Source organism: Pirellulales bacterium (genome assembly GCA_019636335.1).
Lineage (GTDB): Bacteria > Planctomycetota > Planctomycetia > Pirellulales > JAEUIK01 > JAHBXR01.
Genome location: JAHBXR010000016.1, coordinates 98,061 through 115,552, shown reverse-complemented (window position 1 = coordinate 115,552; position 17,492 = coordinate 98,061). Strand labels below are relative to the sequence as shown.

Genomic DNA, 17,492 nt, shown 5'->3' with positions numbered 1-17,492 from the left:
CGTTCAGGGGGGGCTCGGACCGACCTCCTGAGCCAAACTGGCGGTCATCCGCCAACGTTTCCTGCTGACGCAAACAAAAAAGGCATGGCCTTCGCAGAGAAGGCCATGCCTTGGGTTTTCTTCTGGGAACGAACGGGCGAGCTTGTCGCCAGGCTATCAGCCTATTGCATCCCTGCGATGTAGCAAGTCCGTTGAGTTTTTCAACGGGACTGCTAACGTGCCAGACCGGCGTTGAAGCCGAAACCGATCAAACCGAGGTCCCCCGTGTCGAGCGAGGCACTGCCGGCATTCTGCCACAGTTGGGCTTCGATCACGCCCGAGACGAAGAAGCGACCGTTGGCCGCGATGTGGTAGGCCCATTCGAGGCCGAACTGCGTCTCGAGGATGCTCATCACTTCATCCTCGCTGCGAATGCCGACGCCGACGGTGCCGGGCAGTTGCGTGACGATGAGTTGATCGGTGTTGCCAAAAAGGATCGAGCCGCGGGCACCGCCGATGATCGAGAGGGGCGACCAACCGATCGGACGACGCAGGTCGAGGGCAACCGTCGGGCCGACACCTTCGTATTGCAGGCGATGACCAAACAAGCCAGCCAACTGTCCGTTGGCGAGGAAGTTCGATACGCGGAAGTCCTGTTCCATCTGAACGTAGCGGGCACCACCCGAGAAGGTCATCGTGGTGAAACCGCCGTAGATGCGTTTTGTGACTTCGAGGTCGGCGATCTCGAGCTTCAGGCTGTGGTTGGCAACCATGGCATTGCCGTCGCCCGTGGACTGTGCAAATCCAATCGTGTTGGGTGCATTGTTGGCCGAAACGTTGAGGATGGTCTGAGCGTTGGCATCGCCGAGCGCCACGGGCTTCGCCTGGTCATCGTATTGCCAGTACTGGCCGCGGATACCAAGGCCGCCATCCGCGACATAGCCCAACCACACGCGCGGCGTGGCCTGGTAGTCGTAGTGGAACGAGGTCGACTCGGTCACGAGGTCGGGACCGACGATGGTCGAGCGCGAGATGGCGATGTTGTCTTCGAAGAAGGGTCGATACCAGACGGCCGCGCCACCGGCATAAAAGCCGCTGGGATGGCAACCGAAGTCGCAGTCGCCGCAGCCACAACCACCGTTGCCGCACGACGCGCAGCCTTCGTTGGCGGTCGAGAAGCCGGACGTGGAGGTGGAGTTCGTCACCGCCGCGGCATCGTACGTAACGTAGCTGGCCGGTTTGACGCCGCTCGTCGAATCGAGCCGTGCCTTGAGGGCCGCCAACTCGTTTTCGAGTTGTTGGATCTGGGCTTGCTGAGCTTCCCAGGTCGAATTCGTGACCGACTCACCAGCGCGGGCCGGCAACGAGATGGCGATCGCCAACAACGTTGCCAAGGCCGCCACGATGGACATTTTCATGGAACAATCTCCCTGCTCTGCCTGCCGAGCGTGTACGTAAGGCGTGCGCGTGCCCCACGCGGCGGCGCGCTTCGATTGGTTTGGGTCAGCCGGTCCCTGGCTGGCGTTGTGCTGCCCACACGAACCGTTCAGGTCGTGCGGCAGGCATAGCAACGACAATCGGAACTACTCGCACAAACAAATCGACATGCCGGGGAGCGCAAAGGTAGGATTTTGCGTATTGTCGGCAAGCTTTACCTAGATTGCCTTGTCGATGCGGTAGAGATGCCCCAGAGGGGCGAAAAAGGGGCATTTTCGAGCCCCCAACCGCGGCACGAAGGGAAATCAAGCCGCATGGTCCCCCCCTGCACGAGAGGCGAGAAACGAATCTCGCTCCAAGACTAGCGGAGGGGGGGCACAACACGAGTGGCGCCCGCGTACCCCAGCGGTCGAATCAGGACGAGTTCGCCGCGTCTATCAGCCTGTTGAAAAATGCCCCTTCGTGGCATTTTTCAACCTCGCCAAGTGCGGAGCAAAGCTCCGCACGGCTCGCAAAATAACGACTGGCGTCGCTATTTTGTCATCGCATCCCTGCGATGTAGCAGTCCGTTGAGTTTTTCAACGGACTGCTAAATGCCGGTGACGCAACGCGTGTAGTCGATCAACCGAGCGGCGGTGCCACCGCGCAAGAGGCACTGATAACAGGCCTGGGCCTCATCGCGACTGGTGCAAGTCGCGGCTAGTTGCCAGCCCCCCGCCGCCACATCGAAACGCTGCACGCGAAAGTGACGAGGAAAGCCGCCGGGAAAGCTCATTCCGGCGAGACAGGTCGAGACGTCGGCCGATACGGCGGAAGATTGCGTCACCATGGGTCTGTGGCTCGCATACGATAGAGTTTGGGGAAGTGGATGTCGTCGCAACTCGCGGTCGCTGGGCAGCGTTCCGTCGCGCGATCTGCGTTTGCGGGACGTCGCTCGTCGGGAACCGTGCGTTGCTACTCCCTAACTCATCGTGAAAATGGGCCGGTTGTTACAAAGAAAATCGCTCCAGAATCGAATCAGTAGCAGGGAACGCGGAGCAGGCCGTTGAATATTGCGCTCGCCATCTTGTTCGTGGTGTTGCTCTTAGGAGCCTGGTTCCTCACGCTGTTGAACCTGCCAGGTAATTGGGTCCTTGTCGGCGCCGCGGCGATCTATGTGCTGCTGGTCGATCCGACGTCCTACGTCGCCATGGGTTGGCAAACGGTCATCGCGCTGGCCGTGCTGGCGACCTTGGGAGAGGTGGCCGAGTTTGCCGCCGGCGCAGCGGGGGCCACGCGCGCCGGGGGCAGCAAACGGGGCGCCGTGCTAGCCATCATCGGCTCGATCATCGGCGGGATGCTCGGACTGGCCGTGGGAGTACCGATTCCCATCGTCGGACCACTCGTTGGCGCCATCCTGCTGGCCGGCGCCGGCGCCTTTGTCGGGGCGATCCTGGGCGAAAGCTGGAAGGGGCGTGCCCTGGAAGAGAGCTGGCAGATCGGCGAGGCCGCCTTCTGGGGACGACTCGGCGGTTCGCTGGCGAAAATCGCCATCGGCGGATTGATGGTCGTGGTGGCTTGTGCGGCGCTGGTTTTGTAGTGGTCAGGGGGCAGGGGATACTTGCTATTTACCGCGTCAGTTTAACTGCGATTTTGCTTTCGCCTGGGAGACGATGACGTGGCTGGCGCGCTGTTCGATGCGCAGCGAAAATGCTGCGTTGTCCCAGGCCGTGCGGGTGGTGGGTCGCGTTCCACTGGCGCTGGCGCCGTTAGCGCAGATAGACGATCTTCGTGCGGGCTTCTTCTTCGATCGTGACCTTGTCCTCGCGCGCCAGCCAGCCGATGGCTTGCATCACGAGATCGCGGTGCAAGTCAGCCTCTTTGACCAGCTTGGCCAGCGAGAGTGGGCCCTGTTCGGCCAGAATGCGCCAGACGACGCCAGCGGTTTCGCCGATCTGATCGACGCCGGTGGGATAGGACATCGTTGCCATCCGTGCCACCTCCTTCAAGAAGCGGTCGCGCCCCGGTGCGACCTCGGGTGCGAAGGGGCGAGCGCAAGTTGCCTGCCGATTCGCTCGCTGCTGTCGAAGTATACGAATGAGGTGCGGGCTGTCAAACTGGGGCGAACACAAGCAAGGTATTGTCTTCGCTCTTATTGATGGCTGCGCGGCAAGTGAGCCCTGAAGTATTGATCTCTGGCACGCCGGCCTGGCTCCCGCTGGTCGCCCTGGGTTCATTGGCAGCGCAGGGGGGAATAAGAACCTGCGTCAGGTTCGTGCCGCTTCCATCGAGCATCGAATAGAATGGCGGTATGGGAGATAATCGCAAGCGATTCCGACCCAAGAAGATCTACTTTGGCGGCGGGCTCGAAGTTGACCCGGAATTACTTGGCGCCTTTGTCCGAAGATTCTGGCCCTGGATTGTGATGGTCGCGGTGGTTATCGCGGCAATCAACGTGTGGATGCGACGATAGCACCGTGATTCGCTCTCTAGAACTGGCGGCGGCCTGTGCCACTTTTCGATTGCGCGTTGGGTGCCTTCGTGACTTCGGCGCGAGGAGCGAGGCGCAAAAAAGAAGGGCTCGGTGGGCCTTCTGCTGGTGGCCTACCGAGCCCTTCCACTGCGAAAAACCGGTACTTGCCCGAATTGGGCGATGGAACGCTGTGGAGGCAGCGACCAGGTCCTAAGATTCGCAATGACTCATTGCCGCGACTTTTTCACCTTCCCTGGTTTGCTCCGGGGCAGCGGGACGCCCCGGTGAACTGCTGGGCCGTGCATGAGCGACCGACCGAAAAGCGAATGGCGTGCCAAGCGTCTGCTATTTCTATCCCCGGATGCGCAAAGTTCCATGAGGACCATGACTTGCGCTCGATGCCGCAGATCCTTGCTCCTCCTCGCCCATAGAGTAGGATCGAGGGCCTGCCTTGTAAGAAATACAAACGCGCAGTCCCACCTCCCTTTGAGATCGCCAGGACTTCGCTTCTTCGCGGGAGATTGCCGGCGGATGAAAACATTTCGGATTGCGGTCTTGCCCGGCGATGGCATTGGACAGGAAGTCACGACCGAGGTTCTGCGCGTGCTCGAGGCTGCGGCCGCGCGCGATGCTGGCTTTTGCATCGCCCCCACCGAATTCGATTGGGGCGTGGCCCATTGGGAGCGGACGGGCCAGGTCGTGCCCGAGGGTTTTCTCGACGAGTTGCGCCCCTTCGACGCCATCTATCTCGGCGCGCTGGGCTGGCCGGCAAAGATCCCCGACCACGTGACGCTCGCGCCGCTGGTGAAGATCCGGCAGGCGTTCGATCAGTATGCCTGCCTGCGGCCGGTCAAACTCTATCCGGGGGTGCGCTCCCCTCTGGCCGGCAAAGGACCGGCCGAGATCGACTTCGTCGTGCTGCGCGAGAATTCGGAGGGAGAATACGTCGACTCGGGCAGCCGCTTCCACGTGGGGCAGCCTGACGAGTTCGCCCTGCAAACCGCCATCCACACGCGACGCGGGGTGGAGCGCATCTTGCGTTTCGGCTTTCAACTGGCGCGGAGGCGTCGTCGCAAGCTGGTGATGGCCACCAAATCGAACGCGCAGCGCTATGCGTATACGCTGTGGGACGAGATTCTCGAGGAACTGCGCCCACAGTTCGCCGACGTCGAAGCCGAGCGACAGCATGCCGATGCCCTGGCGATGAACTTCGTCCGCTCGCCCGAGCGGCTCGACGTCGTGGTGGCGTCGAACCTGTTCGGCGATCTTTTAACAGATCTCGGCGGCATCATTGCCGGCGGGCTGGGGTTGGCGGCGAGCACGAATACGAATCCTGAACGCACGGCCCCCTCGATGTTCGAGCCGGTACACGGCTCGGCGCCCGACATTGCAGGACGGGGCATCGCCAACCCGATCGCGGCCATTTTGAGCGCGGCGCTGATGCTCGATTGGCTGTCGTGCGACGCGGCGGCCGAGCGTGTGCGTCAGGCAGTTACCAAGGCGCTCACCGGTGGGGCGGCGACGGTGGATCTGGGCGGAAAGCTCTCGACGCGCGAGATGGGAGACGCGGTGCTGCAGGCGCTGGCTTGAGCTGTTCGCATCATCTTACGCGTTTGTTCGGTGTTACTCGGTCACGCATCGCGCTTGCGATTCTGCCGCTATTGCTTCGCCGTGATGAGGCGCATTTCTCTCGTGTCGCGCTGGAGGTAGTCCTCGAAACGCAGCTCTCGCGTTTGCTTGAGCGATTGCACCCAGCCCGTGCCCGTGTCGACGACGAACGTCGTCGTGTCCTGCAACTCGAGCTTAGATTGCTCGCTGCCGAGGGGCGTCTCCCGATCGAGACGCCGGGCCAGTTGCTGAGCGACGCCGAGCAGGACTTGCGCACTGGAGTCCGGATCGGGACTCTTGGTCCAGGTGATCGTCGCCTGTTGATTGGGCGGATCGAGGGACGTGACAGCCAGCGTGCTCAGGCCCGGGATGGGATCGTCTCCCAGTGGGTTCGCCAGAGTCGTCGCCAGCTCGAGGGGCGTGTCTTCGCGGAGTGGCTTTTCGAGCAGGGCGAAATAGAGCACCAGATCGCGCGTCAACGCCGTTGTCGCAACCCGTTCGGTGGCGAAGGTGGCGAGCAGCTTGCGTCCGATCGCCGCGGTCGACGCCTTGTCGCCTCCCTGACGCCGCAACTGCGCGACGATCGCCTCGACGGCGAACTCCAGACGATGCTTGAGATCCTCGTAGTTCTTCAATCGCCGCGGCGTGCCGTCGCGTCCCATCTCGACAACGACCGACTGCCCGCGCCACAGGTTGACGAGCGCCTCGGTGACGGGATCGCGTGCATCCCCTTCCACGCGTCCATCGACCAGCTTCCAATCGACCACGAAGCCCAACGAATCGGCACTCACGATCTGGCAATCGATCGTCTCGTGGATCGTGCGCTTGGGGCCGATTTCGCCGTTGAACTCGCGCTCGCGGGAGGTGGTCGATTCGATCCGCTGCGTGATGCCCGGCTGCCAGTCGGGGCGGAGTTGAATCGTTGGCTCGGCGGCACTGGCAGAGGAGGCGATACCAAGCAGGCAGACGCCGAACAGGATCGGGCTGGCACGTCGCATGAAGGGAACCTCGCCTGGTTGGAGGAGCGAAATCGGGCGGGGAGGGCGACGACAGTATAGTCCGCCACAGGACTCGGTTCCCACGAGTTTTTCAGTCTTATTTGGAGGGGGGGACCGTTCACGAGCCCTGTAAAGCTGCCACGAATCCTCTTGTTGCTGCGCAACACCGACGTCCTTGCGACTTGCACTTACGAAGTATTTGCATTACTCCGCAAGAACGTCGGGCCACCCTGTCTGGTTCGACGGCATAGCTAGATCACTGCTGGGCAAGCCAGCAGTGCCACGCAGTTGCTGTGGAGCTTATGCCGGTTTGCGGGTGGATTTTTTCTTATCCGGGGCGTGAGCGTGCATGATGTCGATGAAGCGCTGTGCCTGCGGCGAGAGGAACTTGCCTTTTCGCACGACGATGCCGTAGGTGCGCTGGGGAAAATACTTGCCCAGGGGGATAGCGGCCAGCCGGTCGTGTTCGGTGAGGCAGATGGCCGTGACGATCGAGATGCCGAGCCCCAGCTCGACGTATTTCTTGATGACTTCCCAGCCTCCCGCCTCGAGCTTGACGTTGTAGGTCAGGTTGTGCTGCTCGAAGACCAGGTCGGCGATCTTCCAGGTCGTCAGGTGGCGCGGTGGCAGGATGAGGGGATGTTGCGCGACCTCTTTGATCGTGACCGACTTCTTCTTCGCCAGCGGATGATCGAGGGGGGTGATGAGCATCGGGTCGTAGGAGAAGAGGGGATGGTATTCCATGTCGGCCCGTTCCTCGACCATCGAGCCGACGGCGAAGTCGACCTCGTCGGAACGGAGCATGGCGAGACCGTCGCGGCCGGTGACGTTGTGCAGCTTGAGGTCGATGCCGGCGTAGACGTCGACAAACTGGCGGACGAACTGCGGCAGGATGTAGAGAATGGTCGACTCGCCGGCGGCGATATCGAGCCGGCCAGACTCGAGCCCACCCCGTCGCGCGGCAAAGGTCTCGTGCAGAGTGTCGAGTTCTTCGACGAGCTTGACGGCCAACTCGTAGAGGGCGGCGCCGTCGGGGGTGAGCTTGATTTTCGGCCCACGACGCTCGAACAGCGTGGTCTTCAATTCGCGTTCGAGGGCCTGAATCTGCAGCGAGACCGAGGGCTGGCTGAGGAACAACCGCTCGGCCGCTTTCGAGATACTACCCATCTGGGCGGCGTAGCAAAAACCTCGGAGCTGCTGGAGACGATTCTGCTTGTAATACTGCGGATTCGAGGCACTGGGCATGGGCTCGCCTGACTATAGCGCTATTCAATACTCATCATTTAATTTGGCTCATTAATACAATATATTGACAGAATTGTCGGGTCAAATAATCGCAGCATTGCTTATAGTCAGGCACGTCGACGCGAGACCGTTCGCAGTGCCGGGAACCGCCCGCGGGCCAGCCCGGAGTGCGAAAAACCTCGCGAAATCAACCCGATTTCGATGGTGAGCCAACGCGCGGCTTGCTTCAGACATGGTGGGTGTCTGATGCAGGACAACTGAAGGTAGAGCCATCGCCGTAGAACCCGGCGAGTTGCCCCCTCAGGGGCAGCTCGTACGGGTTTTTTTATGGTGCCATCTCCCGGTGCGAGATCCCCAGACGCATCTGCCCCGCAGCAGACGACCCCAAAGGCGTCTTCTTTCCTCGCTCAAGCTCGCTTTATCAATCCTGGCCCTGCTGCCTTGGCAGCAATGGCCCCCGGAGTTTGGCAGGGGGCTAGCCCCGACCTTGCAGGAACTTCACGGTCTTTTCTCACTGCCTGGCGGGGGTTCGGCGTTGTTGTGGTAGGGTGGGTCGGCTAGAACGTGACCTCGCCAGCCACCGTCCTAGCGCGGGGGCAAAATAGGGCAGATTTTCCGCCTATTCGTTCATGCCCCGAGGGGGCGTCTGCCGAATTTGGTTGCGACGCTACGGCAAGCGCCCGGGGTTGTGCTAGCTTGCCCGCGCGGTAATGGAGTCGCGATGGAGTGGATTCAACACGTAATCGATCTGTTTCTGCACCTCGACAAGCATCTCGAAGAGATGGTCGAGGTGTGGCAGGTCTGGACGTATGTCGTGCTGGCGCTCGTGGTGTTCTGCGAGACCGGGTTGGTGGTGACACCGATTTTGCCGGGGGATTCGCTTCTCTTCGCCGCAGGCGCGCTGGCGGCGCTCGATACGCCGCTCAACGTCCATCTGTTGTTTTTGCTGCTGGCGGCAGCGGCGATTCTGGGCGATACGGTGAACTACGCAATCGGGGCCTACCTCGGGCCGCGAGCGCTGAAGATCAAATCGAGATTCTTGAACGAGAAACACATCGAACGGACGCAAGCCTTTTTCGATCGCTACGGCGGCATGACGATCATCCTCGCGCGGTTCGTCCCCATCGTGCGCACGTTCGCGCCGTTTCTGGCGGGCGTGGGCACGATGAACTACGGGCGCTTCATCGCCTACAACATCGTGGGGGGCACGGTGTGGGTGGCGATGTTCGTCTACCTGGGTTACTTCTTCGGCAACTTGAAGATCGTGAAGGAAAACTTCAGCCTGGTGGTGCTGGCGATCATCGTCCTTTCGGTGCTGCCCATCGTGCGCGAAGTGTTTCTCGCCTGGCGCCAGGACAAGGCCAAGACCCCCGAGGCCTAGTCAAAAAAAGTTACGAGGTGGATGGCAGGAGGCTGTCCAGCGAGCGTCGCAAGGTCGACGCCATCGATTTCTCAAGGAGGAGAAACCACACGTGACGACATCGTCTCAATCCACCTCGACCTCGCACACCGCCGCTGGATCGGGCGCCTCGCGCTGGCTGCCTACGAAGCTCTTCGATCCGACCTTCTCGATCTCGGCCGTCGCCACCATCGCCTTCTATGCGCTGATGAGCCAGCCCTCGATGCACGGGACTCTCCTGCATCGCTACACGTCCGAGCACCCGGTCGAATACGTGATCGTGGGCCTGTTCATCTGGGGTGTGGTCGACATCCTGTTCAAGGTGCTGGCTTTTCCGCAGGAGATGCTGGCCCTGCGCCGGCAATGGATTCCGCCGCGCGAGGGACGCGTGCCGCTCGAGCAGGCCGCCGTCTGGCTGGGCGAGATCAAGGCCTGCCCTGCCTGGCTCCGCGAGTCGCGCGTGGCGCAGCGGCTGACCCGGGCGCTGCAGTACCTGCTCGACAACGGCTCGGCCGAGGACTACCGCGCGCATCTCGAGTATCTCGAAATTCAGAGCGAGGAAGCGCAGCACGCCAAGTATGGGCTCGTGCGATTCGTGATCTGGGTCAGCCCGGTGTTGGGCTTCTTGGGCACGGTGATCCACTTCGGTATGGCGCTGAGCGATATCTCGGTGAACGACATGACCGAGCGCCTGCCGCAGGTGGTCAGCGCGCTGGGGGCCGCGTTCAACACGAGCACCACGGCCCTGGTCGCCGCGACGACGATGATGTTCGCGGCGTTCGTGTGCGAGCGGGCCGATCGTCGGATTGAAATGACCATCAATCGCCTCGTCGAACGCGAGCTGACGACGCGTTTCGAAGTGAGCGATCCGGGCACGGCGCCGTTCGTCAACGTCGTGCAGACGGCGAACAAGGCGGCGCTCGTGGCGGTCGAGCAAGCGCTGCGCCAGCAACTCGAGGCCTGGCTCAATGCCACGAACGCCCTGCGCGCCAATGCCGACGAGGTACGTCGCCGCGACGCTCAGTCGTGGCAGAAGATGTGCGAGGCCGTGGTCGAACTGCACGATCAGGCGGAAACACGCCGCGAGGAACGTTTCGAGCGACTGCTTGGACGGCTCGAAGCGGGACAGCAGAAGCAGATCGTCGATACGCGTGACAACCTCGAACGGATCGGTGGCATTAAGGAAGACATCGCCAGCCTGGTGGCCGCGGTGGGCGAAGTGGCCAATGGCGAGCGAAAGCTGGTCGAGTTGCAGACCTCGCTGGCCGAGAACCTACGCATGCTCCGCGAGACGCAGCAACTCGACGAGGCGCTGCACGGTCTGTCGGCGGCCATCCATCTTTTGACAGCGCGGCACCTACCTGGGGAAAACGCCCCAGCACTGGTGCGTAAGAGTGCGTAGGAGCGGAGCGAAGTTGGACCTGCGACATTACCTTTTCGCGTTTAGGTAAGAGAAAATCATGGGGCGGGGCGCTCTCGTCGCGCGCTGGGTTATGAGGGAGAACCGAGGCAACGCCGCCCGAATTCGTGCATCGTCTGCTTGCACAATAGGCGTTTGCCGGGGATCGAACTCGCGCTCGCCTGCCTAGCTTAACGCTAGATCCTCGTAAACAAAGGATTTAGCTCATCCCCTGCCCATCGGCACGCCGCTTGCTATCTTGCTCCCATTCGTAGGTCGCGACAGGCCGATGGAGTCGGCCTTGTCTCACTGCCACGGACTGGCAGGCGGAATTCTTCGTTCGGGAGGTCAGGCGTGGCTTCCCGTATTCCAGATCCTGGTGGAAAGGTCATTATGAGCATGGCGTTGAGTAACGGGGCGGGTACCAAGCAGGGGTCGGCAACCTCGGCCCGCGGCAACAATTCTCCCAGCGGTTTAACCGCGCGGATGGCGGCGATCTCGGCGGTGACGAACTACAAGCCGACCGAGCCCCCGCTGAACTTCGTCGACACCCCGGCTCGTTCGCTGTTCGCTTCGAACGTCTTCGACAAGACGCAGATGAAGGAGCGTCTGCCGAAGGCCGTCTACAAGTCGCTGTGCAAGACGATCGACGCGGGCGAGAAGCTCGATCCGGCCATCGCCGATGTCGTCGCCGCGGCCATGAAGGACTGGGCGATCGAGAAGGGGGCCACGCACTACGCCCACGTTTTCTACCCGCTCACCGGTTTGACTGCCGAGAAGCACGACAGCTTCTTGTCGCCCGACGGCAACGGCAGCGCGATGACCGAGTTCAGCGGCAAACAGTTGATTCAAGGCGAGCCGGACGGTTCGAGCTTTCCGACGGGGGGCATTCGCGCCACGTTCGAGGCGCGGGGCTACACGATCTGGGATGTGACGAGCCCGGCTTATATTCTCGAAAACCCGAACGGAACCACCCTGTGCATTCCGACGGCCTTCGTGTCCTGGACTGGCGAAGCACTCGATAAGAAGACCCCGGTACTCCGCTCGATGCAAGCGCTGAACAAGCAGGCGCAGCGCATCTTGAAGCTGTTCGGCCACACGGATGGCGCGTTCGTCGCGTCGACGGCGGGCCCCGAGCAAGAGTACTTCCTCGTCGATCGCAATTTCTACTTCTCGCGTCCCGACCTGCTGAATGCCGGCCGCACGCTGTTCGGCGCCAAGCCGCCGAAGGGGCAGGAGTTCGAGGATCACTACTTCGGCGCCATTCCCGAGCGCGTGCTGGCTTTCATGCTCGAAACGGAGCGTGAGTTGTTCAAGCTGGGCGTGCCGGTGAAGACCCGCCACAACGAGGTGGCTCCGAGCCAGTATGAAATCGCCCCGGTGTTCGAATCGGCCAATCTGGCGACCGACCACCAGCAGTTGATCATGCTCACGCTCAAGCGCGTGGCCGAGAAGTACGGCATGGCCTGCCTGACGCACGAGAAGCCCTTTGCGGGAGTCAACGGCTCGGGCAAGCACGTGAACTGGTCGCTAGGCAGCTCGTCGCAGGGCAACCTGCTCGATCCGGGAGACACGCCGCACGAGAACGCCCAGTTCCTCGTCTTCTGCGGGGCGGTCATCCGTGCCGTCCACAAGTATCAGGGTCTGCTCCGTGCCGTCGTGGCCACGGCCGGCAACGATCATCGCCTGGGCGCCAACGAGGCTCCGCCGGCGATCATCTCGATCTTCCTCGGCTCGCAGTTGGCCGACGTGTTCGAGCAGATCAAGACGGGTGGCGCGAAGTCGTCGATCGCCAAGGGGACGCTGCACGTCGGCGTCGACGTGCTGCCGCCGCTGCCGAAGGACGCGGGCGACCGCAACCGCACGAGCCCCTTTGCCTTCACGGGCAATCGCTTCGAGTTCCGTGCCGTCGGCTCAAACCAGTCGATTGCCGGCCCGCTGGTGGCCATGAACACGATCGTCTGCGAGTCGCTCGACTACTGTGCGACGAAGCTCGAAAAGGCGACCGGGGGCGATCCGAAGAAGCTGAACGATGCCATCCAGGAGCTGCTGTCGGAGATCATCACCGAGTGTGGCTCGGTGATCTTCAATGGCGACGGTTACTCGGCCGAATGGCATGCCGAGGCCGCCAAGCGTGGCCTGTTGAATCTGAAGAACTCGACCGACGCTCTGCCTCAGCTCGAGACGAAGGAAGCCAAGGAGCTGTTCACCAAGTACAACGTGCTCAGCGAGCGCGAGCTCGAAAGCCGGCTCGAGATTTATCTCGAGCAATACTGCCGCACGGTGCGGGTGGAAGCCAACCTGACGCTCGAGATGGCTCGCACGTTGATCTTCCCGGCCGCGATCCGCTACCAGAACGAGCTCGCCTCGACCTGTGCGAATCTGAAGCTGGTGGGATACGATTTCGACACCGACACGCTCGACGTCATCACCGACATGGTGAAGTCGCTGCAGGACAGCATTGGGCTGCTGGCCCGAGTCCTCAGCGACGTGCCGCACGACAGCGCCCTGACCGCGGCGCAATACTACTGCGACGAGGTGCTGCCGGCGATGGCGCTCGTGCGCAAGTTCGTCGACGAGTTGGAAGGCTGGGTGGCCGACGACCTGTGGCCGCTGCCGACCTACCAGGAAATGCTGTTTATCAAGTAGTCTTGCCGGCCGCGATGAGCGCGGCTGGTTAGCAATAACTCAGAACGGGAACCGTGCTCCTTGGGTGCGGTTCCCGTTTTTGTTGCGCCACTTCGAGGTCACTATAACAGTCTCTCTCGAGCTAGCATTCTGCGGTCTGTGTACGGCGCTTATGTCTTTTGAAGTTGCGCCTTTCGAGGTTTATTGGCCGCCATTCCTTAGGGCGAGGCCTCCCGGCGCCAGCGGGAATCGATTTCGCCCCGCAGTCGTTCGAGTTCCTCTCGTTCGGCCGAGGAGAGGCGATCGTGCCTCTCCTCGCGAAGCTGCTCGGCAACGGCAAAGTGCTCGCGAGCAACCGCTCGATCGCGGTCTTGCCACGCCAGCGCAAGCACATAGGCGACCGTTGGTTTCCAACGATCGCTGAACTCTACCTTGGCCAGGGTTTGCAGGCCCTCATCAGCGTTGTCGCAACGAATCTGAGCGATGGCCTGATAGACCAGCAACTCTTCATCGCCGGGCGTTTCGACCAACGGTCGCGCGATGAATGACATGGCGCACTGCGGATCTTGTACTTCCCAAGGTCCCAGCACAAGCTGTCGCGCCAACAGACGTATCGCTTTCTCCGCGGCAGGATCGATGCGCACGGCAGCTGAGAAGCTGTCGTTCGCCGCCAAGGGGTCATGATTTTGCAATTCATAGACACCGCGCAGGGTAAGCAACTCGGCTTTCTCGCTCGGGCTGGCATCTACTGCTCGATCGAGAGCGCACTGAACGGCGTGTACCGCGTCGGGCAAATTGCCTTTGAGCGCTTCGATCTCGGCCATGCGAACCCAGCATCGATGCCACCGACCCGGAATGAGCCCCGTCGTGTCTACTACCACGGACGTGGCTGCGTCTGTTGAATTCGCCACGGCGGCGCCGGTTGCCCGGGGCTGTCCGCCGAGTGGCGTTCCCAGCGCAGCCAACTCGCCCTGCAACTGGGGCAGGTCCCAGACCAGAATCCCCAGCGGCGGCGCGACCACTACCAGGCGCCGTCCATCGGGGCTGAACGTGAGATGCGTGATCGTGCTGTTTTCCGGATGCGGCAGGTAGGCGACGGCGTCGGTCGATCCCGGAGGATAGAGATACACCCGCTGGTCGTGACCCGCGACCGCCAGCAGTCCGCCCTGCGGTTGAAATACTAGCGGCAGATAAAACTCGCTGCGCGAAGCTGCCAAGGGAATCCGGCACTCGGGCTGCCAGTCGCTCGTGCGAAAGACGCAGATTTCGCTGGCCGAACGCAAAGCACACCAGAGCCCGTCATGACTGAAGGCGACCGCCGCATGGTCCGGCAGATCCAAGACAATAGTCGCGCGCTGAGCGTCCCATACGCGGACCGTTCTGGAAATCACGGAAGCCCCGCCCAACCATTTTCCATCTGGACTAACAACCAGCCGCGCGACATTCAAGAAATCGGCGAATTCTCGCGGCGGCAGGCCGGCCGAATCGGACACGAGCACGTGACCGCGGCGATAGTCGGCAATGAACAAGCGACCATCGCCGCTGTACACCACGTGGCGGCCATGGTGCTGTGGGGCCAGGCGATCGGAGAAGAAGTCCGGCACCTGTTGGTGGAACAGCGCTTGGGGAGGACCGATCTCGGTCGGCACAGACGCGCCGATGGGCCAGCGGCAAGCCTCGCTGAACATTCCCATCGTCGCCAGTTGCCTTCCGTCGGCGGAAAAAGCAACCGGTCCGCAATAGTCGAGCCCCAAATCCGCAGCCGGCTCGAGATCCGTTCCGGAATAGAGCTTCACGCCGGCAGGTCCGGAGGCAGCCAGCCAGCGTCCATCCGGGCTGAACACGGCTGCTTCGGCCGAGGAATCATTCAACACACGCAATGCCGGCGCCGCGATGATCTCGTAGAGGGCGAGATCGTTACGGTCGTGTACGGCGATTCTCTTACCATCCGGAGCAAATCGAACCACCGCGCCCGGCAGTTCCAAGAGCGTTCGATCTTCGCGAGTGCTGCGGACGTGCGTCCCGACGGAATCTGAAGATGCCATCAGTCCGGCATCGGGAGAGATTTGGATCCGTTGGATCGCCGAGAAATGCTTGCCCGGTAAGAATCGGCCGCGATTTTCAGCGACCTTCCATTCGTAGAGGTCTCCCTCGCTGGTGCCGACGATCAGCGTATGATCGTCATGAAAAGCGATTTCGCTCGCCTCCTCCACGTCCGCCAAGGTGGCGAGAGTCTCCAATTCCTCGACCTCGACGAACTCGACTCGGTGCGTGGCGTTCAGAAACGCCAGGCGCGATCCATCCGGGCTGAACTGCGGTCGTTTCGCAAAGAGCCGCCGGGAAAACTCGCGTGCCAGACCACCTGTTTCCAAATCGAGCAGCCGCACGACACCCTGGCTTTCAATGATCAACAGATGGCGTTCGTCGGGATGGAAAGCGTAGCCATTGATGTTTTCAGCGCTTGCCAGATCGACGACCAGTCGGCCGCTCGAGCGTTCCCAGACGCGCAGGCGCTTTCGATCATCCTGCCGGGAGCAGAAGGCATTTTCCAGCAGCCAGCGTCCGGCGCGACTGAACGTGCGCCAGCCGATGAAATCGGTTTCTTCTCCATCCTCTCCCGGATACACCGTACGATCGTTGGGGTTCGATAGCGAAACGACGTCGGAGCCCGTGCCCCGGCGTGCCGGCTGCAAGAAAACTTGGAACAGCGGATCGACATCCACCTCGTCGTAGCGGCCGCGCACATTTACTCGCTGCAATTCGCGCAGATCGGCGCGAGCCAGGCAGGAGATGGCCGCCTCGGTCAACTCGAATGCTTGGCGGCCATCGGGTTGCGCCGGCGCCAAGGCCTGCAAGGCGTCACGAACCGACCGAAGGCCCGCCAAACGCTGACCAAGCTTGCCGGTTTGCGAGGCGTTGCGTGCGCTGGCCACGTGAACACGAAACAGCTCCAGTCGCCGCGAGCGTTCCGCTTCTTCGGCGCGCCGCTGCGCGTCGAGCGCCAGTTGGTTTTTCTGCTGGAGCCGCGCGGCCGCGATCGACGAGCCGATCGCGACGACCAGCACCAGCAGAATCGCCGCCAGGGTGGGAATCGCGACGGCGGGCCGACGTCGGCAGGCACGCCACAACCGCTCGACCGGCGAAATCCTCCGCGCGCCGATCGGCTGATCGTTCAAGTAGTTGCGCAGATCCGCTGCCAACTCGCCGGCGGAAGAGTACCGATCGCTTGGCCGCTTCGCCATCGCCTTGCCGATGATGGTCTCCAGGTCGCGCGGGATCGCACGATTGATCGCCCGCGGCCGTGGAGGCTCGGTCTCCGCGATCCGCTTCAGCAGGACAGCCTTATCGGTCTCGGCAAAGGGGGGGCGCAACACGGCCAACTCGTACAGAGTCGCTCCCAGGGCATAGATGTCGCCCCGCGCATCGATCGTACCCTGCAGCCGTTCGGGCGGCAGATAGCGCGCCGTGCCCACCAACTCTCCAGACATCGTCAGGTCGGCGCTGTCGGCCGTCTTGGCCAGTCCGAAGTCGGCGATCCAGAGGTTGCCGCTCTCGTCGACCAGGATGTTCGATGGCTTGATGTCGCGATGCACCACCCCCTGGCGGTGAGCGTAGGCCAGCGCCTCGGCCGCCTGCAAGCCGAGCGCCGCGACATGACGCCAGTAGCTCGCCTGCCGCAATGTTGGGGACGCTACGACCGCCACGGGGGTCGATGGCAGCGGCCCGGCGTGTTTCGCGTCGGTTGGCTGCGAGCAGCGTAAACGGGCGGCGATCCGGAGGGCCATTTCGCTGGGGCCCGCCAGAGCTTCACGCTCGCCGAGCACCGCGAGAATCTCATCGAGCGCCGCTCCCGAAATGAGCTGCATCACCAGATAGTGCAGTCCTCGTTCTTCGCCCACTCCCAGCACGGGCACGATGTTCGTGTGATGCAGCGCGGCCGCCGCCCGCGCCTCGTGCTCGAACCGCTGCAAGTGCCGGGGATCGCGCAGGCACCACGGCGAGAGCACCTTGAGAGCGACGCGCCGCTGGAGCGATTCCTGCACGGCCTCGAAGACGACTCCCATGCCGCCGCGGCCGATCTCGCGCAGGATGCGATAATCGCCCAGCGGAGGCACTTCGGTGCTCGAGAGGAGCCGCAGCAGATCGCTCGCCGCGCGTTGCTGCGTGTCGGGGCGTGCTCGTTCCAACTGGAGCAAGGTGGTGAAGACCGCGCGGATCTCATACGCCAGCTCGGGATAGCGCTCGCAAAAGTCGTCGAGCGAGGGTTGGTTGCCCGCGCGAAATTCCTCGGCGATTTGCGTGGCGACGTCGTCGAGAGTGATGTCGTTGTCGCCCGCCATATCGCGA

The 17,492-nt window shown here is 62.3% G+C and carries 11 protein-coding genes; 5 read left to right on the top strand and 6 right to left on the bottom strand.

Annotation, left to right across the window (positions count from 1 at the left end):
• Positions 1-212: 212 nt before the first annotated feature.
• Positions 213-1,397, bottom strand: a complete 1,185-nt coding sequence (locus tag KF708_16180; protein MBX3414226.1) for a hypothetical protein — start codon at positions 1,395-1,397, stop codon at positions 213-215.
• A gap of 608 nt (positions 1,398-2,005) precedes the next feature.
• Positions 2,006-2,245 (bottom strand): hypothetical protein, encoded by a 240-nt coding sequence (locus tag KF708_16175; GenBank protein MBX3414225.1) that lies wholly within the window; start codon positions 2,243-2,245, stop codon positions 2,006-2,008.
• Positions 2,246-2,461: 216 nt separating this feature from the next.
• Between KF708_16175 and KF708_16170 the strand changes: the two genes are divergently transcribed.
• Positions 2,462-2,995 carry a DUF456 domain-containing protein gene (locus tag KF708_16170; protein ID MBX3414224.1) on the top strand — a complete coding sequence of 178 codons (534 nt, stop codon included), beginning with the start codon at positions 2,462-2,464 and terminating at the stop codon, positions 2,993-2,995.
• 169 nt (positions 2,996-3,164) lie between these two features.
• Here KF708_16170 and KF708_16165 read toward each other — a convergent pair whose 3' ends face one another.
• The gene (locus KF708_16165; protein MBX3414223.1) at positions 3,165-3,386 is read right to left on the bottom strand and encodes a winged helix-turn-helix domain-containing protein; all 222 of its coding nucleotides are present in this window, start codon (positions 3,384-3,386) and stop codon (positions 3,165-3,167) included.
• Between the two features lie 1,013 nt (positions 3,387-4,399).
• Here KF708_16165 and KF708_16160 point away from each other — a divergent pair.
• Positions 4,400-5,458, top strand: coding sequence for a tartrate dehydrogenase (locus KF708_16160; GenBank protein MBX3414222.1), 1,059 nt, complete (start codon positions 4,400-4,402; stop codon positions 5,456-5,458).
• 68 nt (positions 5,459-5,526) lie between these two features.
• On the opposite strand, the gene KF708_16155 is transcribed toward KF708_16160, so the two are convergent.
• Together KF708_16155 and KF708_16150 are read right to left on the bottom strand one after the other, a co-directional pair.
• Positions 5,527-6,474 carry a hypothetical protein gene (locus KF708_16155; protein MBX3414221.1) on the bottom strand — a complete coding sequence of 316 codons (948 nt, stop codon included), beginning with the start codon at positions 6,472-6,474 and terminating at the stop codon, positions 5,527-5,529.
• A 300-nt stretch (positions 6,475-6,774) separates the two neighbouring features.
• Positions 6,775-7,719 carry a LysR family transcriptional regulator gene (locus KF708_16150; GenBank protein MBX3414220.1) on the bottom strand — a complete coding sequence of 315 codons (945 nt, stop codon included), beginning with the start codon at positions 7,717-7,719 and terminating at the stop codon, positions 6,775-6,777.
• 730 nt (positions 7,720-8,449) lie between these two features.
• Here KF708_16150 and KF708_16145 point away from each other — a divergent pair.
• The 3 genes from KF708_16145 to KF708_16135 all read left to right on the top strand — a co-directional run bounded on the left by KF708_16145 (position 8,450) and on the right by KF708_16135 (position 13,166).
• Positions 8,450-9,100, top strand: a complete 651-nt coding sequence (locus KF708_16145) for a DedA family protein (GenBank protein ID MBX3414219.1) — start codon at positions 8,450-8,452, stop codon at positions 9,098-9,100.
• 91 nt (positions 9,101-9,191) lie between these two features.
• The gene (locus tag KF708_16140) at positions 9,192-10,520 is read left to right on the top strand and encodes a MotA/TolQ/ExbB proton channel family protein (GenBank protein MBX3414218.1); all 1,329 of its coding nucleotides are present in this window, start codon (positions 9,192-9,194) and stop codon (positions 10,518-10,520) included.
• A 390-nt stretch (positions 10,521-10,910) separates the two neighbouring features.
• Complete coding sequence (locus KF708_16135; GenBank protein ID MBX3414217.1) at positions 10,911-13,166, top strand: glutamine synthetase III; 2,256 nt, start codon at positions 10,911-10,913, stop codon at positions 13,164-13,166.
• Positions 13,167-13,363: 197 nt separating this feature from the next.
• Here the strand turns inward: KF708_16135 and KF708_16130 are convergent, their stop codons facing one another.
• A complete protein-coding gene (locus KF708_16130; GenBank protein MBX3414216.1) occupies positions 13,364-17,485 on the bottom strand; it encodes a protein kinase in 4,122 nt (1,373 codons plus the stop codon).
• Positions 17,486-17,492: the final 7 nt, after the last annotated feature.